This window comes from Polynucleobacter sp. AP-Nino-20-G2 (assembly GCF_018688235.1).
Lineage (GTDB): Bacteria > Pseudomonadota > Gammaproteobacteria > Burkholderiales > Burkholderiaceae > Polynucleobacter.
This window is the reverse complement of record NZ_CP061313.1, coordinates 1,673,916-1,695,938: the sequence shown is the minus strand read 5'-3', so window position 1 is coordinate 1,695,938 and position 22,023 is coordinate 1,673,916. Positions and strand designations below refer to the sequence as shown.

The window sequence follows — 22,023 nt, the reverse complement described above, 5'->3', positions numbered from 1 at the left end:
AGAATTTCAGTTAACCGTATTTTGTAATTTTTATATAGCAAGGTTTAAAGATGGCCAATACCGCACAAGCGCGTAAACGCGCACGGCAGGCAGTAAAACAGAACGAACACAATTCTAGTTTGCGTTCAAAGCTTCGCACTTCCATCAAGGCAGTTCGCAAAGCGATTGAAGCAGGCGACAAGGATGCTGCAGCTAAAGTGTTCGCAGCAACCCAATCAACAATCGACAAGATTGCTGATAAAAAGATTGCTCACAAAAATACTGCATCACGTCAGAAGTCACGTTTGTCTGCAGCGATTAAAGCAATGGCAGCGTAAGACGTTTTTAGTTTTAGGCAGGCTCAAGAGTAATCTGGGCCTAAGCCCGCTCCTTATCAGAGCGGGTTTTTGTTTTTAGGACTGGGTTTGCGATTGCGGTTCAAATTCGCAAGCTTCTTCGATGGGTAGGCTGTTGTCTTTGGCAAAGTTCATGACAAAGTCGAGTGCTCTCGGATCAAGCTTCCCTAGTCTGGTATCAATAACAACGCATTTCACTTTTGCAATAACGACTGGTCTGACATAAGGCGAGTAGGTGAAGCGGGGATCGCCAGCATCGCCTGGTGGGCGAAAAGTGGCCATGACTCCGCAAAGACGCTCGGCCCAGTCGCTGGGACGAAAAGGTTTGCCAGAAGTGGTAATGCCTTGAATGAAAAGCTTTTTGTGGTTCAAGTTGGCGTAGAAATTGTTGTAAGGAATAAGTGTTGCTCAGCCCTCAAGCTTAACAGTCTGAGAAGGCCTTAAGATGACTTTAGGTACTATTTTCGTGCAGTTCATAGCCCAAACAAAAAATGCAAGCTAAAACTCTAGTAGAAAGCTCAACAATGACGTCTTTGGCAAAGCCTCAAGTGCCTGGCCAGGTGAAGCATTACTTGCAGTTTGCCGACCTGACGCGCGAAGAATACGACTATCTCTTGAAGCGCTCTGCGTGGCTCAAAACTAAATTTAAGAGCTATGAGACTTGGCATCCCCTGCACGATCGCACTCTAGCGATGATTTTTGAGAAGCATTCCACTCGTACTCGCCTCTCCTTCGAGGCAGGCATACACCAGCTCGGTGGCCATGCCGTCTATCTGAATACCCGCGATACCCAGTTGGGCCGTGGCGAGCCTGTAGAGGACGCTGCGCAGGTTATTTCTCGGATGACGGACATCATCATGATCCGTACCTTTGGGCAAGAGATTATTGAGCGCTTTGCTGCGAATTCTCGCGTGCCTGTGATTAATGGCCTGACCAATGAATATCACCCTTGCCAAGTGTTAGCTGACATTTTTACTTTTGTGGAGGCGCGTGGCCCTATTCAAGGAAAAACAGTGGCCTGGGTAGGTGATGCCAATAATATGGCTTACACCTGGATTCAGGCGGCTGAATGTTTGGATTTTCAAATTCGCTTTTCTGCCCCAGGCGGATATCAGCTAGATGAGTCTAGGTTGACTCCCAAGGCTCTGAAGCACCTTACCGTTTGCGCCAATCCTCAAGATGCCTGCAAAGATGCTGACTTGGTCACTACTGATGTGTGGACCAGCATGGGATATGAGGATGAAAATACCTCCCGTATGAGCGCCTTCAAAGACTGGATGGTAGATGCGGAACTCATGGCTTTGGCCAAGCCGGATGCTTTGTTTATGCATTGCTTGCCGGCACATCGCGGTGAAGAGGTTTCAGCCGAGGTGATTGATGGCCCACAAAGTATTGTTTGGGAAGAGGCTGAAAATCGCTTGCATGTACAAAAAGCCTTGATGGAGTATTTGCTCTGCGGGCGTTTGGATTAAATTTTTTAAGTAATTTTTTGGTTCATTTTTAATTGAAAAGAAATCATGTCTGATATTAAAAAAGTAGTTCTAGCCTATTCTGGCGGTCTTGATACAAGCGTGATCTTGAAGTGGCTTCAAGACACCTATCAGTGCGAAATTGTTACCTTTACTGCGGACTTGGGTCAGGGGGAGGAGCTTGAGCCGGCACGTGCCAAGGCTCTGCAATTTGGCATCAAACCAGAAAATATTTTTATCGATGATTTACGCGAAGAATTTGTGCGTGACTTTGTGTTCCCAATGTTCCGCGCTAATACGATTTATGAGGGCGAATATTTGTTGGGCACCTCGATCGCGCGCCCATTGATCGCTAAGCGTCAAATTGAAATTGCCCGCTTAACTGGTGCCGATTCAGTATCGCACGGAGCAACCGGTAAAGGGAATGACCAGGTTCGCTTTGAATTGGGCTACTACGCATTAGAGCCGGGAATCAAGGTGATTGCCCCATGGCGTGAATGGGACCTGCTCTCTCGCGAGAAGCTCATGGCTTATGCGGAAAAGCATGGCATTCCTGTTGAAATGAAGCATAAGCAAGGTGGTTCACCATATTCAATGGATGCCAATCTCTTGCATATCAGCTACGAAGGTCGTCATCTTGAGAATCCAAATGCCGAGGCAGAAGAGTCTATGTGGCGTTGGACGGTTTCTCCTGAGAAGGCTCCCGATGCTCCAGAAATTATTGAAATTGAATTCCGTGCTGGCGATCCGGTAGCGATCAATGGCAAAGCCTATAAGCCACATGAATTATTGGCTGAGCTCAATCGCATTGGTGGCATGCACGGCATCGGTCGTTTGGATTTAGTTGAAAACCGCTTTGTTGGCATGAAGAGTCGCGGTTGTTACGAAACCCCTGGCGGCACTATTTTGTTAAAGGCGCACCGCGGTATCGAGAGTATTACCTTGGATCGTGAAGTTGCGCATCTGAAGGATGACTTAATGCCACGCTACGCAAGCCTGATTTATAACGGTTTGTGGTGGGCTCCAGAGCGTATCGCTTTGCAAACCTTGATTGATCACACTCAACAGATGGTCAATGGCGTGGTGCGCTTGAAGTTGTACAAAGGCTCTGTATCTGTGATTTCACGTGATTCAGCAAACACCTTGTTCGACCAAACGATCGCCACTTTTGATGATGATGGCGGCGCATACAACCAGGCTGATGCTGGCGGCTTTATTAAGCTCAACGCATTGCGTATGCGAATAGCTGAAACCGCAAGACGTAAACGTAGCAAATAAGTAAGTTCATTCATTACTATTGAGTCATTCAGATTAGAAAGAATAAAGATGCAATTTGATCAAGTTTCTGTAGGCAAGAAAGCCAATGTATTTTTCGATGGTAAGTGCGTATCTCATACCGTAACCCTATCGAATGGTGTGCGCAAATCAGTTGGCGTGGTATTGCCAAGCACCTTGCGCTTCGACCTGAGCACCAAAGAAATCATGGAAGTGGTGGACGGTAATGCATTTGTTAGCATTAACGGCGCCCCTGAAGTGGAGTTCAAGGCTGGTCAAAGTTGGGAAGTGGAAAAGGGCGGCTACTTCATCATCCGCGCCGAATCACCAGTGCATTATGTTTGCCACTTTGAATAAGTAATAAAACAAGAGTCGGTGGAGGTGATGCCTCTGCCACTCAAAAGAAAACGCAGACCTTGGTCTGCGTTTTTTTATTTACTCGTGCTTCATCAATCACTTATTTTTTGGTAAACCCTGAATGACTGCGCCTGGGGCGATGACCCTCTCGGAGAACCATTGCTTATTCATCTCTAAGGCATAACGCACGGTTGCTTTGGGGCAGTGGTTATTATTGGTTTCTGCTTGCATCTCTTCGATGTTGACAATCTTTCCATCGTCAGCAATGAAAGCAATCGATAAAGGGATCTTGGTGTTATTCATCCAAAAGCAGTGCCCCGCCTTTTGTTCAAAGATGAAGAGCATGCCTGAGTTAGTTGGCATGCTAGTGCGATTCATGAGTCCAACTTCACGTGCCTTGGGGGTATCGGCTACTTCTGCCTGAATGCGATAGATGCCGGTCTTGAGTTCAATGGTTGGTAGACCAACATTTTGCTGGGCTATCGCAGTCATGGAGAAAATACTGGCGATTGAGATAAGCCCAAGAATGAATTGCTTTAGATTATGTCGACGCATGATGTTCTAGGTGTGGAGGGTAGAGTAATTCTAAGTCAATCGAAAATGGGGCGATAAAGGTAGGCGAAAAAAAACCCAGGAACAAGTCCTGGGTTTTTAATAATGATCTAAAGCAGATTAAGCTGCTTGGATATTGGTAGCTTGTTTGCCTTTAGGACCTTGGGTAATATCAAACGTTACCTTTTGGTTTTCCTTGAGGGTTTTGAACCCAGGCATTGTGATCGCGCTGAAATGCGCGAACAACTCTTCTTCACCATCATCAGGTTTGATAAAGCCAAAACCTTTTGCATCATTGAACCACTTAACAATTCCGGTCGCCATGCGAACTCCATTACATAAACTTAAAACAACCGTGATGAGGGTGAATACTTTTTAATCAGTCTCGCTCTACAACACGCCTAAATAGGACTTCAAATAAAGCCTACCCCCTGATTGTTTGCCCTTTATGGTGGGGTGTCAAGGGGTAGAGGGTAGATAGTTATCGGTAAAGACCCCTTTTTTTATCGAAAAATGCCCCAATATGGTGTAAATCAAGCTTTCTTGATGGTTTTTTGCAACAAGGCCCTCAAGATCCAAGTTTTTATATCTGTGTTTAGAATGTTTCTCATGAGTCGTACAACGAAAAATCCAGCGGTTGGTAACCCAAATAACCCCCATATTGAAGACACCATTCTTCTCGAAAAGCAGGCCGAGAAGGTAAAGGCACCTTCGATGTATAAAGTTTTACTATTGAATGACGATTACACGCCAATGGAATTTGTGGTGATGGTAATTCAGGAGTATTTTAATAAGGACCATGAGACAGCTACACGGATCATGTTGCAGGTTCATTTAGTTGGCAAAGGCATCTGTGGTGTATTTACCAGAGATGTTGCGGCAACAAAAGTGCATCAGGTTATAGAGCTTTCCCGCGAAGCGGGTCACCCACTACAGTGCACTATGGAGGAAGCATGATTGCCCAAGAACTAGAAGTCAGTTTGCACATGGCATTTGTTGACGCGAGAGCCTCAAGACATGAGTTCATTACGGTTGAGCATTTACTTGCCGCCTTATTGGATAACGCAACCGCGGTTGAGGTCTTAAAGGCTTGCGCGGTCAATATTGCTGAGCTACGTGCGCAACTGAAAAATTTTATTAATGACAACACCCCCGTTGTCCCTGGAAATGATGAGGTAGATACTCAGCCTACTCTGGGTTTCCAGCGTGTGATTCAGCGCGCAATCATGCACGTGCAGTCAACATCGAATGGCAAGAAGGAAGTCACGGGCGCGAATGTGCTCGTTGCTATCTTCGGTGAAAAAGATTCGCATGCGGTGTATTTCTTGCAGCAGCAGGGCGTAACTCGTTTGGATGTAGTGAACTTTATTAGTCATGGTGTTCGCAAGGATCAGACTGAGCATGTAAAGCCAGCTGAGTCTGCACAAGAGTCCGAAGATGCATCGTCAGGTGGCAAAGAGAGTCCGCTTGAGCAGTACACCCAGAATCTGAATCTCTTGGCCAAGCAAGGCAAGATTGATCCGCTCATCGGGCGCGAAAGCGAAGTGGAGCGGGTTATTCAAGTGCTATGCCGTCGCCGCAAAAATAATCCGCTATTGGTGGGTGAGGCGGGAGTTGGTAAAACCGCCATTGCCGAAGGTCTTGCCTGGCGCATTGTGAAGGGTGACGTCCCAGAAATTTTGGCAGATGCCACTGTTTATTCATTAGACATGGGTGCGCTATTGGCTGGCACTAAATATCGCGGTGATTTCGAGCAGCGTCTAAAAAGCGTTCTGAAGTCATTAAAAGATAGTGCTCATGGCGTTTTATTTATTGATGAGATTCACACTCTGATTGGAGCGGGTGCCGCTTCTGGTGGAACGCTTGATGCAAGCAATCTGCTAAAACCAGCGCTGTCTAATGGCCAGCTTAAATGTATTGGCGCAACTACCTTTACTGAGTACCGGGGCATTTTCGAAAAAGATGCCGCACTCTCACGTCGCTTCCAGAAAGTTGATGTAGTTGAGCCAACTGTCGATCAGACAGTGCAAATCTTGCGTGGTTTGAAGTCTCGCTTTGAAGAGCATCACAGCGTGAAGTATGCTGCTGCTGCTTTGGTTGCTGCTGCTGAATTGTCTTCACGCTACATCAATGATCGCCATTTGCCGGATAAGGCGATTGATGTGATTGATGAGGCTGGTGCCGCTCAGCGCATCTTGCCAAAGTCAAAACAGAAGAAAACCATTGGTCGTCCTGAGATTGAAGAAATCGTTGCTAAGATCGCACGCATACCGCCACAGTCTGTGACTGTGGATGACCGTAGCAAGTTACAAACCTTGGATCGCGATATTAAGAGCGTGGTATTTGGTCAAGATCCTGCGATCGAGGCGTTAGCGAGCGCTATCAAGATGACCCGTGCCGGCTTGGGCAAGATCGATAGGCCAATTGGCTCATTCTTGTTCTCAGGCCCTACGGGTGTTGGTAAGACTGAGGTTGCTAAACAGCTTGCTTATATCCTCGGCATTGAGCTTCTTCGTTTCGATATGTCTGAATACATGGAGCGCCATGCTGTCAGCCGTTTGATTGGCGCGCCTCCTGGATATGTAGGCTTTGATCAAGGTGGCCTGCTTACTGAGGCTGTGAATAAGAAGCCGCATTGCGTGCTCCTGCTTGATGAAATTGAAAAAGCCCACCCAGACATTTTCAATATTCTGTTGCAGGTGATGGATCACGGTACGCTGACAGATAACAATGGGCGCAAGACGGATTTCCGTAATGTCATCATCATCATGACCACCAATGCTGGTGCTGAAGCAATGCAGAAGTCCACCATTGGCTTTACCAATGCTCGTGAGTCTGGTGATGAGATGGCGGATATTAAGAAATTCTTTACCCCAGAGTTCCGCAATCGTTTGGATGCGATCGTCTCCTTCAAGGCGCTCGATGAAACTATCATCATGCGTGTTGTTGATAAATTCTTAATGCAATTGGAAGAGCAGTTACATGAGAAGAAGGTAGATGCGACATTCAGTCCTGCATTACGCGCGCACTTGGCCAAGCATGGTTTTGATCCTTTAATGGGAGCAAGACCGATGCAGCGAATTATTCAGGATACGGTTCGTAAGGCCTTGGCTGATGAGTTGCTATTCGGTAGATTGGCGCAAGGTGGTCACGTTGCAGTCGATATTGACGCAGAAGGCAAAGTACATTTAGAGTTTGATGCCCCGGTTGTCGCGGGTAAAACACCTAAAGCTGATGTGGCGCCAGTTGAGGAAATCTGACCTTCTTCAATCAGAATGAGTGGCAAAGTATTGGTAGAAATTAAAAAAACCACCCTCGGGTGGTTTTTTTAATTGGGTCTCAGTGATTGCTGTTTGAATTAACCGCGGCCTGTGCTTCCAAACCCGCCTGCTCCGCGACTACTCTCAGTAAATTCTTCAACTACTTTGAGCTCTACCTGTTGAACCGGCATAACCACTAGCTGAGCTAAACGTTCCATGGGCTCGAGTTTGAAGGCTGTTGCGCCACGATTCCAGGTACTCACCATCAGTTGTCCTTGGTAATCCGAATCTATCAGTCCTACGAGGTTCCCAAGCACAATGCCGTGTTTATGGCCTAGGCCTGAACGCGGAAGAATAAAGGCGGCATAACGTGGATCTTCAACATAAATAGCTAGGCCGGTCGGTACCAGTACTGTTTGACCCGGTGCAATCTCAATCGCCTCATCGATACAGGCGCGTAAGTCTAGGCCAGCACTACCGGGTGTGCCATAGCTTGGAAGCTGATCGCGCATACGTTCATCGAGAATTTTGACTTGAAGTTCTTGCATGGAATTTCCTAAAGCTAGATAAATAGAATTTGAATTGAGGCGAAAATGAAATTAGATTTTCTTGGCGACCAACTGAACGAGTTGGCGTGCGAGCTGCAGCTTTTCTGCCTTAGCGATTTTCTTGCTACCGCTTTCATCAATAATGAGCAGTTGGTTGAGATCGCTGCCAAAAGTATCAGGGCCAATATTGCCAACAATCATTGGAATCCCTTTACGCTTGCGTTTCTCATTCGCATGCGTTTGCAGATCAGTAGACTCGGCTGCAAAGCCAACGCAATATGGGCGTGGCTTACCGGATTTGGTTTTGACAGACTTTGCTACGTCGGCAAGGATATCAGGATTGGCGATAAATTCTAGATTGGGCGCTTGTTTGCCTTGGCGCTTGATCTTTTCCTTTGCGGGTTTAGCGATACCCCAGTCAGCAACTGCGGCAACCGCAAAAAAGATATCGCAATCAATCGATTGCATTGTGGCCGCATGCATTTCTTTGGCGCTAACGACATTCGTGCGGGTAATTTTTCCTGTGACCTCTAGTGGTGTTGTGAAGTCGCAAGGGCCTGCAATTAAGTGAACATCTGCGCCAGCCTCAACTGCTGCACGCGCAATTGCAAAACCCATTTTTCCTGAGCTGCGATTGGTAATGCCACGTACGGGATCAATAGCCTCAAAAGTGGGGCCGGCTGTAATTAGTACGCGTTTGCCGATGAGTGGCTTCTTCTGAAAGAAGGCAATCAGTTGTTCGGTAATTTCTGCTGGCTCGAGCATGCGACCTAGGCCCACTTCACCGCAAGCCTGGAATCCGCTAGCAGGCCCAAGTAGCGTAACTTTATCTTCAACCAGGCGCTGCACACTTCTTTGAGTCGCCGCATGTTCCCACATTTGCTTATTCATCGCAGGCGCCAATAGGAGCGGGCAGTCTCTAGCAAGGCAAAGTGTAGTGAGTAAATCATCGGCTAGGCCTAGAGAAAGCTTTGCCATGAGATCAGCGCTGGCAGGTGCAATCAAAATAGCATCGGCGGCTCGTGACAGCTCAATATGCGCCATATTGTTAGCAATGCTGCTATCCCATTGGCTGATATAGACCGGATTGCCAGTGAGAGCTTGCATTGTTACGGGGGTGACAAATTGCTGCGCGGCTTCTGTCATGACCACTTGAACGCTGGCACCTTCTTGCATCAGTAGGCGGGCTAATTCCGCAGACTTGTATGCCGCTATTCCGCCGGAGATGCCGAGAACGATTTTCTTGTTCAAAAGTGATTGCATGACGTCAGCTTAAAGGGGTTGGGATGATTTGCCAAATGACTTGCGCAGCTCGCCCCAAATAATGAGAGCAGCACCAATACAAATAGCGCTATCGGCAATATTGAAGGCAGGCCAATGCCAGTTAGCGTAATGCAGATCGATAAAGTCGACTACAGCGCCATACATGATGCGATCAAGGACGTTGCCTAATGCGCCACCCAAGATCAAGCTCAGAGCCCAGCAAAGCATCTTGTCGCCCTGACTTCTGCGTAGCAGCCAAAAGATATAAGTAGAGGCAGCTAAGCCCAGGGCTGTAAAGAACCAGCGCTGCCATCCAGAGCCTTGGGCTAAGAACGAAAATGCCGCCCCTGGGTTAAAGAGCAAGAGCCAGTTTAAAAACGGCAATATTTCCTCGGGAATGCCTATTTGAAGATTGCTGAGTGCCGACCATTTGCTCAGTTGGTCTAGTAATAGCGTGATCACTGCAATCGCTAGACAACGAAGAAAGGATAGGTTCATGGTCATCTGAATAAGCGCTTACGCAAACAAGCGACTTTCACCGCTACCAAAGAGATTGCTGATACAGCGACCGCATAGTTCGGGGTGTTCAGTGTTGGAGCCGACATCCGCAGTGTGATGCCAGCAACGACCGCACTTCTTGTATTGACTGCCACGCACTAGTACTTCAAGGCCACCGTTGCTGAGTTCGAGATTAGCACTAGAGGTAATCGTTACAAAGCGCAGATCATTTTCCAAGGAGTGCAAGATTGCAAAGTCGACATCACCTAATTTGATAGTGAGCTCTGCTTGTAGCGATGAGCCGACATTGCCAGCCTCGCGCTCTACTTCAATGGCTTTAGTTACTTCAGAGCGGATCTCTCTAATGCGGTTCCACTTGGCAAGTAATTCTGTCGCCTGGGCAATTTCTGGGAAGGCGCCAAATTCTTCCATGAAGATGGATTCTTTGGCCTTCTCATTCGCACCATGTGGGAATGACAGCCAAGCCTCTTCCGCAGTAAAGGAGAGGAAGGGCGCCAACCACTTCAAAAGATTGCGCGTAATGTGGAAAAGAGCATTTTGCGCCGCACGACGTTCTTTAGAGTCCGGGGCGCTGGTGTACAAGCGATCTTTGAGAATATCTAAGTAGAAGCCACCTAAATCTTCTGAGCAGAAGGTCAGCATACGGACTACCGCAGGCTGGAACTCATAAGCTTGGTAGTGGGCTTGTACTTCATTTTGCAATTGATTGGCGAGTGCTACGGCATAGCGATCAATCTCTAACCATTCGCTAGCGGGCATGCTGTGCTTGCTCGGATCAAAGTCGGAGAGGTTGGCTAGTAAGAAACGCAAAGTATTGCGAATACGGCGATAGCTTTCTACTACGCGCTTGAGAATCTCATCAGAAATCGTCATTTCACCGGAGTAATCAGTAGAGGCTACCCACAGACGAATAATCTCGGCACCTAATTTGTCCGCAACTTGTTGAGGGGCAATCACGTTGCCAACAGATTTACTCATCTTGCGACCTTGACCGTCTACGGTAAAGCCATGGGTGAGCAGTGCTTTATATGGCGGCTTGCCATCGAGCATCGCGCCAGTTAACAGTGATGAGTGGAACCAGCCGCGATGTTGATCAGAGCCTTCGAGATACAAGTCCGCCAGGCGACCATCCGCATTCTCAGATTCTGGGCGATAGAGTTCGTCGCGATGTGAGCCACGAATGACGTGCCAGTGGGTTGTGCCGGAATCAAACCAGACATCCAAGGTGTCGCGATTCTTTTCGTATTGAGAGGCTTCATCGCCAAGCAATTCAGCGACCTCAAGTTTTTGCCAGGCTTCGATACCTTCTTTTTCTACGCGCTGAGCAATTTCTTCCAAGAGTTCGCCAGTGCGTGGATGCGGCTCACCACTTTCCTTATGAACAAAGAAGGCCATTGGGACACCCCATTGGCGCTGACGCGACAAAGTCCAGTCAGGGCGATTGGCAATCATGCTGTTTAAGCGTTGCTTGCCCCAGGCTGGGAAGAACTCAGTGTTCTCGATGCCGGCTAATGCGGTCTCGCGTAAGCTGGCTTTGCCATCGGATGGCTTCTTATCCATGCTTGCAAACCACTGCGAGGTAGCGCGATAAATAATGGGCGACTTATGGCGCCAGCAGTGCATGTAGGAGTGGGTATACGTTTTATCGCGCAAGAGACTTCCTGCTTCACGCATCGCTTCCACAATCTTGGGATTCGCTTTCCAAATATATTCATTGGCAAAGAGTGGGAGCCAAGATGCATAGACGCCATTACCCATGACCGGGTTCAAAATATCTTTGTCAGCAAGTTTGTTTGCTTTGCAGGATTTAAAGTCTTCCTCGCCATAAGCCGGTGCTGAGTGCACAACGCCAGTACCGGTATCAAGCGTGACGTATTCAGCTGGATAGATCGGTGAGAGACGTTTGTAGCCCTCGTGCAATGGGGCTAGTGGATGCCAGAAAGAAATATTAGCCAACTGACTGCCTAGGCAAGTGCCAATAACCTTACCCTCGAGACCGTATTCTTGTAGACAGGTTTCTACGCGATCTTTCGCGAGAATCAGCAACTTGTCGCCGGTATCAACCAATGCATAGTTGAGTTCTGGGTGAACATTCAATGCCTGGTTGGCAGGAATGGTCCAAGGGGTTGTCGTCCAAATCACAATCATTCCAGGTTTTGCTGGAATGTCATTTAGACCAAATACTTTTGCCAACTGTGGGCGTTGCGCATCATCAAAAGCGAAGCCAACATCTACAGTTGGGTCGGTTTTGTCTTGGTATTCAACTTCAGCCTCTGCGAGTGCGGAGCCGCAATCAAAACACCAGTTCACTGGTTTTAGACCTCGGAAAACGTAACCCTTTTCCCAGATCTTCCCTAGTGCGCGGATTTCGTCAGCCTCATTACGAAAGTTCATGGTGAGGTAGGGGTTATTCCAGTCGCCTAGAACGCCTAAACGCTCAAAGTCCTTCTTCTGCTTATCGACCTGCACTTTTGCATAGGCACGCGCCTTAGATTGCACTTCGGCAGTAGGCAGATTTTTGCCAAACTCCTTTTCAATCTGAATCTCAATCGGCATACCATGACAATCCCAGCCAGGAACGTAAGCGGAGTCAAAGCCCATCAGCCAACGGGACTTCACAATCATGTCCTTCAGAATTTTATTTACCGCATGACCAATATGAATATCTCCGTTCGCATATGGAGGACCATCATGCAAAATAAATTTTGGCTGGTTGGCATGCGCCGCACGAATTTTTTCGTAGAGTTTATTTTTCTGCCATTGCGCAACCCATTGAGGTTCACGTTTTGGTAGGTCGCCTCGCATTGGAAACGATGTCTCTAATAAATTGACGGGATAGGAGTTTTCTTTTTCAGACATAAGTTTTTTTCTGGAAATAATTTCTGGCATGCGCTGCATCAGATGCAATCGCCTTGGTAAGTGTTTCGAGGTCGGAATACTTTTCCTCGTCACGAATTTTTTCTAAGAGTTCGACGGTAATAATTTTTCCGTAAACATCCGCGTTGTAATCAAAGATATGGGTTTCAAGTAAGACGCGCCCTTCATCCTCAACTGTTGGCCGCACCCCTAGGCTGGCTACCGCTGCTAGCGGCTTATCACCCAGACCTAACACTTGGGCCGTGAAGATGCCAGAGCAGGCGGGCTTGCGATGATGCAGGTGATTAGCAACCGCCAGGTTCAGCGTTGGGAAACCCAGGGTACGCCCTAATTTTTGTCCATGAATCACATGACCAGAAATGCCATAGGGGCGCCCGAGTAATTTGGTGGCCAATTCCATTTCGCCATTAGCCAATGCGTTGCGAAGTGCCGAACTGGAAATGCGCTCACCGTTTTCAGAAACGGTATGAATACTGGAAACTTCGAAGCCATATTTTTCACCGGCAGCCTTCAAGCTAGCAAAGTCACCAGCACGTTTCGCGCCATAGCAAAAATCATCGCCAATCAAAATCCATTTGGCATTGAGCTGTTTCACGATGATTTCAGAAACGAACGCTTCTGGTGTGAGTCGAGCAAACGCATGATTGAAATGCTCCACTACGACACGGTCAATTCCAATATCCGCAAAAGCGGCAAGTTTGTCGCGCAAATTGAGAATCCGGGGAGGGGCTTGCTCTGCGGAAAAGAATTCTTTGGGGTGTGGCTCGAAAGTCATGACGCAGCTAACGAGTCCCCGCTCGTGGGCACCATCCTGGAGCTGTTTTAGCAGGGTGTGATGACCCCTGTGCACGCCATCGAAATTACCGATGGTTAAGGCACAAGCTGGTCCTGCAGAAAACTGGGTGGGGCCACGGAATACGTTCACGAAATCGCTTTCAGGGTAGCCATCAATTATATTGTGGGCATGCTATCTATCGTCACCTTAATCTCAGGCCGCGGATCTAATTTCGAGGCTATCGTCAAAACGGCTCAAAAAGAGCATTGGCCGGTCAAATTTGCCGGGGTCATCGCTAACCACTCTGCGGCTAAGGGCCTTGATTTTGCTCGCTCCCAGGGCATTCCTGCATTCGCCATTGAGCACCGAGAGCATGCTACTCGTGAATCCTTTGATATGGCCCTGATCGAGAAAATCGATGAATTAGGAGCTGATTTGGTGGTTTTGGCCGGTTTTATGAGAATTCTGACCCCAGGCTTTATCCGTCATTTTGAGGGTCGCCTCATCAATATTCACCCCGCCTTGTTGCCAGCCTTCCCTGGCTTGCATACCCATGAGCGGGCTTTGGAGGCTGGGGTTGCTGAGCATGGCGCTACCGTTCACTTTGTTACGGAGGGGGTCGATGAGGGCCCGATTATTTGCCAGGCCTCAGTTCCGGTGCTAGCTGGTGATGATGCCGATAGCTTGGCAGCGCGCGTTTTGGCCGCAGAACATCAGATTTATCCAAGGGCCGTAAAATGGTTCCTTGATGGACGATTGCGAATAGTAGGTAATCAAGTTCAGGTTCAACCACCGGAGTCGCAATTAATAAAATTATGAGTAAAGAACGTTCATCCCGCGGAGCTGGTGCCGGCTCCAAATCAGGCGCAAGATCTGGTTCCCGCTTGGGCCCGCAAAAAAGTTATGCCGCCAAATCTAAGGATCCTTTGCGCCGTCCAGAGCGTCGCAATGCAAGTGGCAACATCATTGCACCCGAAGGCCAAAAAAACTTTTCCAATGCCAAAGCGTTGCCGCAGCACGCCATTCATTTGGAGCGTTTACTCCCTGAGTTGCTTAGTTTTGAACAGCCTGCCGATCGTGTTGTGAGTCGTTATTTCCGCTCCGAGCCGCAGTTGGGTAATCGTGATCGCGCTTTGATTGCGGAGAGTGCATTTGCTATTCTTCGCCGTAAAAATGAGTTCTCACAATTCGCCTCTAGTGGCGAGGGTTCCCAGGCTAGACGCTTGGCCCTATTGGGTTTGCTGTCCGCTCTCTCTGAGGGTGGGCTCGGTTCCGCCAACCGTGCGGAGAGCGCGATTGCTGACTTGGCGCATGTGCTTAAGACTGGTGAGTACGAGTGGTTGCAGCGTTTTGCAACGGTTGATCCAACCGCGCTAAATCCATTGGTTCGCAATAATTTGCCTGAATGGCTTTGGGATGCTTTTGGAAAATACCCCGGCGAAGAAACGCGTGAAGAGTTGGCTAAATCATTGATGCATCCCGCATTATTAGATTTGCGTGCCAACACAATGAAGACAACGCGCGAGCAATTGCTCGCCGAAATGAATGCCTTGGGTGGTCGCTATCAAGCCATTCCTACGCCTTATGCGCCTGATGGTGTTCGTATCATGGGTAAACCTGCTTTGCAAAATACCGTTGGCTTTAAAGCGGGAATGTTTGAGGTTCAAGATGAGGGTAGCCAATTGTTGGCTTACTTACTCGCTCCAAAACGGGGTGAGATGGTTGTCGACTTTTGCGCTGGCGCTGGCGGCAAGACACTGGCTATTGGGGCGCTCATGCGCTCAACAGGCCGTTTATATGCCTTGGACACATCTGAACGTCGCTTAGCGAATTTAAAGCCAAGACAGGCCCGTAGCGGCCTCTCAAATGTCCATCCCGTATGGATTGATAGCGAGAATGATGCCAAGATCAAGCGCCTTGCTGGAAAGATTGATCGAGTCTTGGTTGATGCCCCTTGTAGCGGTATGGGAACACTGCGTCGCAATCCTGATCTGAAGTGGCGCCAGACGCCTGCGGGTGTTTTGGAGCTAAATCAGAAGCAAATGAGTATTTTGGCTTCGGCAAGTCGCTTATTGAAGCCAGGCGGTCGCTTGGTTTATGCGACCTGCAGCCTTTTGCCCCAAGAAAATCAACAGATTGCCGAAGATTTTCTGGCAAAACATCCTAATTTTGAGGTTGTTCCCGCTGCTGAAGTTCTTAAACCATTGTTTCCAAAGGATAAAATTCCTTTGGGCTGCAGTCCAGATAATCCGTGGTGGCAGTTGTGGCCGCATATTCACGGTACAGATGGCTTTTTTGGGGCTGTTTTCCAGAAAAAGGCTGCTGCTCCAGTCTTAAATCCTGAAAAAGACGGGGAAAAAGAGATCAAGGTCAAAACCAAGAAGGCTGTCAAAGAACTAAAATAAGGGTTTAGACCTCTTTAGGGATACCCTTTTGAACACAGCATCAAGTTTTGATATTTTTCTGAATTGGCTCTCCAATGGATACTTGGATTGGGCTTGGTGGCAAATCCTGGTTTTCACTTTAGTGGCGACTCATATCACTATTGCTGGGGTCACCATTTTTTTGCATCGTTGCCAAGCGCATCGCGCCTTGGATTTGCACCCCATCATGTCGCATTTTTTCCGTTTTTGGCTTTGGCTGACTACCGGTATGGTGACCAAAGAGTGGGCGGCAATTCATCGCAAGCATCACGCTAAGTGCGAAACCGTTGATGATCCACATAGCCCCCAAGTGCTAGGTATCAATACGGTACTTTCTCGCGGCGCTGAGCTTTATAAAATGGAAGCAGGCAATCAAGAGACTTTAGATAAGTTTGGCCATGGCACTCCTGATGATTGGATTGAGCGCAATATTTATTCCAAGTTTTCTTGGCAAGGTGTTGCCTTAATGCTCATCATTGATGTGTTCTTATTTGGCGCAATTGGTTTAACAGTCTGGGCGGTGCAGATGTTGTGGATCCCAATTACTGCCGCCGGCATCATTAATGGTATTGGCCACTATTGGGGCTACCGTAATTTTGATTGCGAAGATGCTTCAACTAATATTTTTCCGTGGGGTATTTTGATTGGTGGCGAGGAGCTGCATAACAATCACCACACTTTTGCTACTAGCGCCAAGCTCTCCAACAAGTGGTATGAGTTTGATGTTGGTTGGATGTACATTCAGATGATGAGCGCTGTGGGTTTGGCGAAGGTAAAGAAGACTTCGCCTAAGCCAGTGCTCAGCGACTTACGTCCCGCGGATCAAGGTACTCTTGAGGCCATCATTGCTAACCGCTATGAAATCATGGCCCGCTATAGCAAGACCTTGCGAAGCTTCTTTAACAATGAGGTCCAGCATATGCAAGTGTTGGCGGCCCATCTCAAGGATGCTCGTACATGGTTGGGTAAAGATGAATCCCGCCTCACTGAAGAGGAGAAAACTAAGCTTGAAGAGCTAATCGCTACCAACGCTCAGTTGCGCAAGATGATTGAGATGCGCCGTGATCTTCAAGCGATCTGGAGTCGTTCAAATGCTACCGGTGATCAGTTGTTATTGCAGTTGCATTCTTGGTGTCAGCGCGCTGAAGACAGCGGCCTAAACAGTTTGCGTGATTTTTCTTTGAGGTTGCGTCGTTACGCTTAAGAAATTTTTTGAGAAGTAGTCTGCTGAAAACTAAGACAATAAAAAACCCGCTGATGTAGCGGGTTTTTTATTTACTGCAAGTAAGAGTGAAATCAGTTCTTACTTGAGCTTTGTTTCTTTGTAAGCAACGTGCTTGCGAATGGTTGGATCGAACTTCATGATCTCCATTTTCTCAGGCTTTGTACGCTTGTTTTTTGAAGTTGTATAGAAGTGACCAGTACCAGCTGATGACTCTAATTTGATTTTTTCTCTGCCGCCTTTAGCCATTTGTGCGCTCCTTAAATTTCGCCACGTGCACGGAGATCAGACAACACAGCATCAATGCCGTTCTTGTCGATAACGCGCAAACCAGCGTTGGTTAAGCGCAAGCTAATCCAACGGTTTTCAGATTCAACCCAGAAACGACGGTTTTGCAGATTAGGCAAAAAGCGACGCTTCGTTTTATTGTTTGCATGGGATACATTGTTGCCAACCATCGGCTTCTTCCCAGTGACTTGGCAAACTTTTGCCATGACGTGACTCCATTAATTGCGAAAAAAGAAGATTGTATCAGTCTCAGCCTAGTTTGATCTACCCCTAATTCGCTTTAGTTTTAATGATTTAGTCGTCCCGGGGAAAATCATGGCGTAAATTCACTCATAAGTTAGTAATTACTTTCAATTTATGTCATTATTCATAAGGCCAGCATCTGAAAATGAGAAAAAACCGCTGCCACTCACAATGCAGTGATCTAACAGGGGAATATCAACCAGTTGCAGTGCTTTGGAAAGCATATTGGTTAATTCTTGGTCTGCTTCGCTAGGAAGTGGGTTTCCGCTGGGGTGATTATGGGCCACGATAAGGGCGCTGGCGTTCCTCGAGAGGGCCTCCTTAAGGATTTCTCGTGGATAGACGGCGGTATGGGTAAGGGAGCCTCTAAAGAGCTCCTGACACTCAATGAGATGCAGGCGTGAGTCCAAGTGCAGGCAAAGAAAGACTTCATGGGGGAGTTTTCCGCATTTAGCCTGCAAAAACTCCCTGACACAGCGGGGCGAGGAAAAGATCGAGTTTTCAGATAGCTTCTCCTCGAGGCTGCGCTTTACTAGTTCATAAGCTGCTTGAATTTGGGACCACTTGGATATGCCCATGCCATGAATGCGGGTTAATTCCTCTGGGGTACATGCCAAAAGGCGCGGCAGGCTGCCAAAGTGGTGTAATAGATCCTGCGCCAGGGCTACAGCGGATTTTCCTTTGACGCCCACACGCAGGAAGATGGCTAGTAATTCAGCATCATTGAGCGCGGCTGCCCCTAGTGCCCGTAATTTTTCACGAGGCTGTTCAATTTTTGGCCACTCCGTAATGGGGGAGTGCGCGCTTGGGTCGGGCCTAGATACAATTACCTTATGACTAAGCTTACGGTTTTGCCCAACTCTTTTCTGACCCTCAACTATCGGCTGACTTTGCCCAGTGGAGAGGATTACATCAATACTTTTATCGATCGCCCTGCGACGGTCTTGATGGGTTCCGGACAATTTGCGCCTTGTTTTGAAAAGGTGTTGATCGGTTTGGGTGTTGGTGAAAAGAAAAGCGCCTTGCTTGCGCCAGAAGAAAGTTTCGGCGAGCGCAAGGAGGATTTAATTCAATGGGTATCTTTGGCTGCGCTTAAAGAGGGCCGTGATGATGACGTGGAATTTAATCCTGGAGATGTCATTGAATTTAATGCGCCTGGTGGCGCGCAATACGCTGGAGTATTGCAATCGATCAATGAAGAGGGTGCTTGGTTTGATTTCAACCACCCGCTTGCTGGAAGGCCTGTTACTTTCGAGGCTGAAATTGTGGCCATTCTCTAACTGATGACTAGCCAAGAAAATACACAATCCACGCCAGAAATTTTGATGGCGCAACCGCGCGGCTTTTGTGCTGGTGTTGATAGAGCAATCAATATTGTGAATGAAGCTCTGGCGCGTTTCGGGGCGCCGATCTATGTGCGTCACGAAATTGTGCATAACGCTTATGTAGTGAATGATTTGCGTGAAAAAGGGGCAGTATTTATTGATGAGTTGCATGAGGTTCCCAAAGGTGGAATCGTGGTCTTTAGTGCGCATGGCGTTTCTCAAGAGGTGAGGAAAGATGCCGGGGCTCGTGGTCTGCAGGTCTACGACGCAACCTGCCCGCTGGTAACCAAGGTTCATCTTGAAGTGGTCAAAATGTGTAAGGATGGGTTTACGGTTTTGATGATTGGTCATGCAGGTCATCCGGAAGTAGAGGGCACGATGGGGCAGGTAACCGAAGGCGTTCATCTCATCGAGAAAGTTGCAGATGTTGCGAACTTGCCGTTTCCTGCTGATGAAAAAATTGCTTTTGTTACTCAAACCACACTCTCCGTTGATGAGACAAAAGAAATTGTTGAGGCATTAACTAAAAAATTTCCCAATATCGTCCAGCCTCGAAAACAAGATATTTGTTACGCGACGCAAAATCGACAAGATGCTGTGAAATTTATGGCGCCTCAAGTTGAAGTGGTTATTGTGGTGGGAAGTAAGGCAAGCTCGAACTCGAATCGCTTGCGTGAATTGGCTGAAAAGTTGGGTGTACCTGCTTACATGGTCGATGCGCCAGAGCAGCTGCAAGCGGAATGGTTTGTTGGCAAGAAGAGAGTGGGCCTTACCGCAGGAGCATCAGCTCCAGAGAGTCTGGCTTTATCGATTGTTGCGAAGATTCAAGAATTTGGGCCGCGTAGTATTCGTAATCTTGAGGGTGTGGTGGAAGACGTTATCTTCTCACTACCAAAGAATTTGATTGATTAGTGCGCAGCTCGCTTTGAGCTTAGCTAGCTAAAGACTCGGGGCTATTTATTTGCTGAATGCCTTGCTTAAGCTACTTGTTTCAAAAGCTCTCGCAAAATATTGCACATCTGACGAATCTCATCATCGGCAACATTAAGGGCCGGCATGAATCGTAGGAGATTGGGCCTTGGGGAGTTAATTAACAGACCCTCTGGCGCGCGATCACGCGCAAGCTCAACCAACTTCCCGCCAATATCGCTACTAAGCATGAGGGCACGCAACAAGCCTTCACCGCGTTCGCCGTTGAGCTTGAACTCTTGGGAGATGGATAGCAACTCTGTTTTAAGCAACTCGCCTTTTGCGCGTACAGACTCTAAAAATCCTGGCGCCAGGAGTTGTTCGATGACGCTGATGCCAACCGCAGTCATTAAGGGATTGCCGTTGTAGGTACCGCCCTGATCGCCCGGTACAAAGCAAGCTACTGCATCGGTTGCCAAGAGGGCTGCCAAAGGAACGCCACCACCAATGCCTTTGCCTAAGGTCATGATATCGGGCTCAATTCCATAATGTTGGTAAGCAAAGAGTGCGCCAGTGCGACCGCATCCCGCCTGCACTTCATCCACAATCAGAAGAATATTATTTTCCTTGGTGAATTGACGCAGACTTTGCATAAATTCTTTAGTGGCAGGAATCACTCCACCTTCGCCCTGAACAGGTTCGAGCATCACTGCGACAGTTTTATCAGTAACCAGCCTCTTCACTGACTCTAAATCGTTTAAGTCCGCTTTTGGAAATCCGGGAACCTGCGGAGCAAACATCGTGTCCCAGCCAGGCTTTCCGGAGGCGCTCATGGTTGCTAAAGTACGGCCATGAAAGCTGTGATCAAAGGTAATGATTTCAAAAGCGCCTGACTTATTGAGCTGACCCCATTTACGGGCTAGCTTGATCGCGCCTTCATTGGCCTCCGCTCCGCTATTGGCGAAGAAGACTTTATTAAAGCAGCTGTTATCGGTGAGTAAATTCGACAAGCGAATCATCGGCTCGTTATAGAACGCAGGGCTTGGATTAATGAGCTTCTTGGCTTGTGTATTAAGTGCCTCAATCATTCCTGGGTTGCCATGGCCAAGACAATTCACAGCCCAGCCTTGCAGGAAGTCCAAATAGCGCTTGCCCTGGTTGTCTGTCATCCATGAACCTTTGCCCTCAACCATGATGACTTCAGGTCGCGGGGTAATGAACATAACTGAGTGGGCGTCGACGGATTGGGCTGGCTTATTCATGTGGTTCGCTTGGTTGGATCAAATGATTTTTCTATTATCGTGCTTAGTTTGCCGGGTGATTTAATTTGTTGCTAGATCGGCGGCGCTGGTAAAGGAATCCGCAAAGAATTCTTCCTCCGGCAGATGACATTGGGATGAAAAGTCTTGGCGGGCGGCATTCACCATTGCTGGAGCACCGCAGGCATAGACCTGAAAATCTTTTAATTGAGGGTAATCAGCCATGACTGCTTGGTGTACAAAGCCGGTGCGGCCCGTCCACTGATCCTCTGGTAAAGCTTCTGAGATCACAGGCGTATAGGTAAAGTCGGGAATGTCTTTTGCCCAAGTTTGGCAGAGTTGATCGAGATAGAGGTCGCTTGGCCTGCGGCCACCCCAATATAAATGCATGGGGCGTTGGATTTTTTTTAATTGCATTTGCTCGACGATCGATTTAATCGGCGCAAAGCCTGTGCCAGCCGCCAGAAAAATGATGGGCTTCTTGGAGTCCTCTCTCAAGAAAAAGCTGCCTAACGGGCCTTCAAAGCGCAGAATATCTTTTTCTTTGAGGGCTGGATCTTTGGCGCCAAAGACGAAGTCCGTAAAGAGTCCGCCTGGTAGGTGGCGCAGGTGTAATTCCAGAGGGCCCTCTTGATCTGGCGCATTGGCAATGGAGTAGGCGCGACGCTGCCCATCTTTGAGTAAGAACTCTAAATACTGACCAGCTAGAAATTGGAAGCGCTCAGTAGCGGGAAGCTGGAGTTTGAGAATCGCCACATCCTTGCCGGGTTTGGTGATGGAGTTCACTCGACAAGGAATCTTGCGAATGGCGATATCCCCAGCGCCCTGGACTTCACGAGCTTCAATGACGAGGTCAGAGTCTGGGAAGGCGCAGCAAAATAGGGTGCCGCCTGCGGTTTCGTCAGCCTTACTTAAGGCCGCTTCACTATGTTGGCCATGATGAACCTGTCCTTCTAAAATCTTGCCCTTGCAAGAACCGCAGGCGCCATTTTTGCAACCATAGGGCAAGGTAACGCCTTGTTGAAGGGCTGCCTCTAGAAGGGTTTCATCCTTCTCAACCGTAAATTGTTTTCCGCTCGCTTTGAGGGTTACTTGGTAAGACATTCTCAGTTCTTTCAATAAAT

24 protein-coding genes are annotated in these 22,023 nt (G+C 48.0%); 11 read left to right on the top strand and 13 right to left on the bottom strand.

The genetic code is table 11. The features are described from left to right. Positions 1 to 50: 50 nt before the first annotated feature. Positions 51 to 317 (top strand): 30S ribosomal protein S20, encoded by a 267-nt coding sequence (gene rpsT / locus FD960_RS08845; protein WP_215298755.1) that lies wholly within the window; start codon positions 51 to 53, stop codon positions 315 to 317. Positions 318 to 392: 75 nt separating this feature from the next. Here the strand turns inward: rpsT and FD960_RS08840 are convergent, their stop codons facing one another. Continuing rightward, positions 393 to 707: a DUF3579 domain-containing protein gene (locus FD960_RS08840; RefSeq protein WP_215298754.1), complete on the bottom strand. Its 315-nt coding sequence runs from the start codon at positions 705 to 707 to the stop codon at positions 393 to 395. A gap of 152 nt (positions 708 to 859) precedes the next feature. Here FD960_RS08840 and argF point away from each other — a divergent pair, with 152 nt between their 5' ends. From argF to FD960_RS08825, 3 genes are read left to right on the top strand one after another with little or no spacing between them, the layout of a single operon-like run. Beyond that, entirely contained in the window at positions 860 to 1,807 is a 948-nt protein-coding gene (gene argF / locus FD960_RS08835) for an ornithine carbamoyltransferase (RefSeq protein ID WP_215300661.1), read from the top strand. A gap of 45 nt (positions 1,808 to 1,852) precedes the next feature. After that, positions 1,853 to 3,082 (top strand): argininosuccinate synthase, encoded by a 1,230-nt coding sequence (locus FD960_RS08830; protein ID WP_215298752.1) that lies wholly within the window; start codon positions 1,853 to 1,855, stop codon positions 3,080 to 3,082. A 48-nt stretch (positions 3,083 to 3,130) separates the two neighbouring features. Beyond that, positions 3,131 to 3,436, top strand: a complete 306-nt coding sequence (locus FD960_RS08825; protein ID WP_215298750.1) for a pyrimidine/purine nucleoside phosphorylase — start codon at positions 3,131 to 3,133, stop codon at positions 3,434 to 3,436. Positions 3,437 to 3,532: 96 nt separating this feature from the next. Here the strand turns inward: FD960_RS08825 and FD960_RS08820 are convergent, their stop codons facing one another. Together FD960_RS08820 and FD960_RS08815 are read right to left on the bottom strand one after the other, a co-directional pair. Further along, positions 3,533 to 3,928 (bottom strand): DUF192 domain-containing protein, encoded by a 396-nt coding sequence (locus FD960_RS08820; protein ID WP_251369882.1) that lies wholly within the window; start codon positions 3,926 to 3,928, stop codon positions 3,533 to 3,535. A gap of 180 nt (positions 3,929 to 4,108) precedes the next feature. Further along, positions 4,109 to 4,312 carry a cold-shock protein gene (locus FD960_RS08815; protein WP_011903586.1) on the bottom strand — a complete coding sequence of 68 codons (204 nt, stop codon included), beginning with the start codon at positions 4,310 to 4,312 and terminating at the stop codon, positions 4,109 to 4,111. Between the two features lie 276 nt (positions 4,313 to 4,588). Between FD960_RS08815 and clpS the strand changes: the two genes are divergently transcribed. Together clpS and clpA are read left to right on the top strand one after the other, a co-directional pair. Continuing rightward, positions 4,589 to 4,945 (top strand): ATP-dependent Clp protease adapter ClpS, encoded by a 357-nt coding sequence (gene clpS, locus FD960_RS08810; protein ID WP_215300660.1) that lies wholly within the window; start codon positions 4,589 to 4,591, stop codon positions 4,943 to 4,945. Beyond that, positions 4,942 to 7,248 carry an ATP-dependent Clp protease ATP-binding subunit ClpA gene (gene clpA, locus FD960_RS08805; protein ID WP_215298743.1) on the top strand — a complete coding sequence of 769 codons (2,307 nt, stop codon included), beginning with the start codon at positions 4,942 to 4,944 and terminating at the stop codon, positions 7,246 to 7,248. The genes clpS and clpA overlap by 4 nt, the downstream gene beginning before the upstream one ends. A 98-nt stretch (positions 7,249 to 7,346) precedes the next feature. Here the strand turns inward: clpA and dut are convergent, their stop codons facing one another. From dut to FD960_RS08780, 5 genes are read right to left on the bottom strand one after another with little or no spacing between them, the layout of a single operon-like run. Then, on the bottom strand, positions 7,347 to 7,796 hold the full coding sequence (gene dut, locus FD960_RS08800) for a dUTP diphosphatase (protein ID WP_215298741.1): 450 nt from the start codon (positions 7,794 to 7,796) through the stop codon (positions 7,347 to 7,349). A gap of 51 nt (positions 7,797 to 7,847) precedes the next feature. Then, positions 7,848 to 9,059: a bifunctional phosphopantothenoylcysteine decarboxylase/phosphopantothenate--cysteine ligase CoaBC gene (gene coaBC / locus FD960_RS08795; protein WP_215298739.1), complete on the bottom strand. Its 1,212-nt coding sequence runs from the start codon at positions 9,057 to 9,059 to the stop codon at positions 7,848 to 7,850. Between the two features lie 9 nt (positions 9,060 to 9,068). Further along, positions 9,069 to 9,557, bottom strand: a complete 489-nt coding sequence (gene lspA, locus FD960_RS08790) for a signal peptidase II (protein WP_215298737.1) — start codon at positions 9,555 to 9,557, stop codon at positions 9,069 to 9,071. Positions 9,558 to 9,575: 18 nt separating this feature from the next. Beyond that, positions 9,576 to 12,437: an isoleucine--tRNA ligase gene (gene ileS / locus FD960_RS08785; protein WP_215298735.1), complete on the bottom strand. Its 2,862-nt coding sequence runs from the start codon at positions 12,435 to 12,437 to the stop codon at positions 9,576 to 9,578. Next, the gene (locus FD960_RS08780) at positions 12,430 to 13,380 is read right to left on the bottom strand and encodes a bifunctional riboflavin kinase/FAD synthetase (RefSeq protein ID WP_215298733.1); all 951 of its coding nucleotides are present in this window, start codon (positions 13,378 to 13,380) and stop codon (positions 12,430 to 12,432) included. Before FD960_RS08780 ends, ileS begins: the two co-directional genes overlap by 8 nt. A gap of 39 nt (positions 13,381 to 13,419) precedes the next feature. Between FD960_RS08780 and purN the strand changes: the two genes are divergently transcribed. The 3 genes from purN to FD960_RS08765 are packed head-to-tail and all read left to right on the top strand — an operon-like array spanning position 13,420 to position 16,857. Then, a complete protein-coding gene (purN, locus tag FD960_RS08775; RefSeq protein ID WP_215298731.1) occupies positions 13,420 to 14,049 on the top strand; it encodes a phosphoribosylglycinamide formyltransferase in 630 nt (209 codons plus the stop codon). After that, positions 14,046 to 15,635 carry an RsmB/NOP family class I SAM-dependent RNA methyltransferase gene (locus FD960_RS08770; protein WP_215298730.1) on the top strand — a complete coding sequence of 530 codons (1,590 nt, stop codon included), beginning with the start codon at positions 14,046 to 14,048 and terminating at the stop codon, positions 15,633 to 15,635. The genes purN and FD960_RS08770 overlap by 4 nt, the downstream gene beginning before the upstream one ends. Before the next feature lie 28 nt (positions 15,636 to 15,663). After that, complete coding sequence (locus FD960_RS08765; RefSeq protein ID WP_215298728.1) at positions 15,664 to 16,857, top strand: acyl-CoA desaturase; 1,194 nt, start codon at positions 15,664 to 15,666, stop codon at positions 16,855 to 16,857. 99 nt (positions 16,858 to 16,956) lie between these two features. Here FD960_RS08765 and rpmG read toward each other — a convergent pair whose 3' ends face one another. The 3 genes from rpmG to radC form a co-directional block, all read right to left on the bottom strand. Further along, on the bottom strand, positions 16,957 to 17,124 hold the full coding sequence (gene rpmG, locus FD960_RS08760; RefSeq protein ID WP_015421876.1) for a 50S ribosomal protein L33: 168 nt from the start codon (positions 17,122 to 17,124) through the stop codon (positions 16,957 to 16,959). Between the two features lie 11 nt (positions 17,125 to 17,135). Then, on the bottom strand, positions 17,136 to 17,369 hold the full coding sequence (rpmB, locus tag FD960_RS08755; protein WP_011903570.1) for a 50S ribosomal protein L28: 234 nt from the start codon (positions 17,367 to 17,369) through the stop codon (positions 17,136 to 17,138). A gap of 144 nt (positions 17,370 to 17,513) precedes the next feature. Further along, the gene (gene radC / locus FD960_RS08750; protein WP_215300659.1) at positions 17,514 to 18,197 is read right to left on the bottom strand and encodes a DNA repair protein RadC; all 684 of its coding nucleotides are present in this window, start codon (positions 18,195 to 18,197) and stop codon (positions 17,514 to 17,516) included. A 42-nt stretch (positions 18,198 to 18,239) separates the two neighbouring features. Between radC and FD960_RS08745 the strand changes: the two genes are divergently transcribed. After that, positions 18,240 to 18,686, top strand: a complete 447-nt coding sequence (locus FD960_RS08745; RefSeq protein WP_215298726.1) for a peptidylprolyl isomerase — start codon at positions 18,240 to 18,242, stop codon at positions 18,684 to 18,686. Positions 18,687 to 18,689: 3 nt separating this feature from the next. Continuing rightward, on the top strand, positions 18,690 to 19,643 hold the full coding sequence (gene ispH, locus FD960_RS08740; protein ID WP_215298724.1) for a 4-hydroxy-3-methylbut-2-enyl diphosphate reductase: 954 nt from the start codon (positions 18,690 to 18,692) through the stop codon (positions 19,641 to 19,643). A 65-nt stretch (positions 19,644 to 19,708) separates the two neighbouring features. On the opposite strand, the gene FD960_RS08735 is transcribed toward ispH, so the two are convergent. Then, entirely contained in the window at positions 19,709 to 20,902 is a 1,194-nt protein-coding gene (locus tag FD960_RS08735; protein ID WP_215298722.1) for an acetylornithine transaminase, read from the bottom strand. Between the two features lie 60 nt (positions 20,903 to 20,962). Next, on the bottom strand, positions 20,963 to 22,003 hold the full coding sequence (locus FD960_RS08730) for a CDP-6-deoxy-delta-3,4-glucoseen reductase (RefSeq protein ID WP_215298720.1): 1,041 nt from the start codon (positions 22,001 to 22,003) through the stop codon (positions 20,963 to 20,965). Between the last annotated feature and the right edge of the window lie 20 nt (positions 22,004 to 22,023).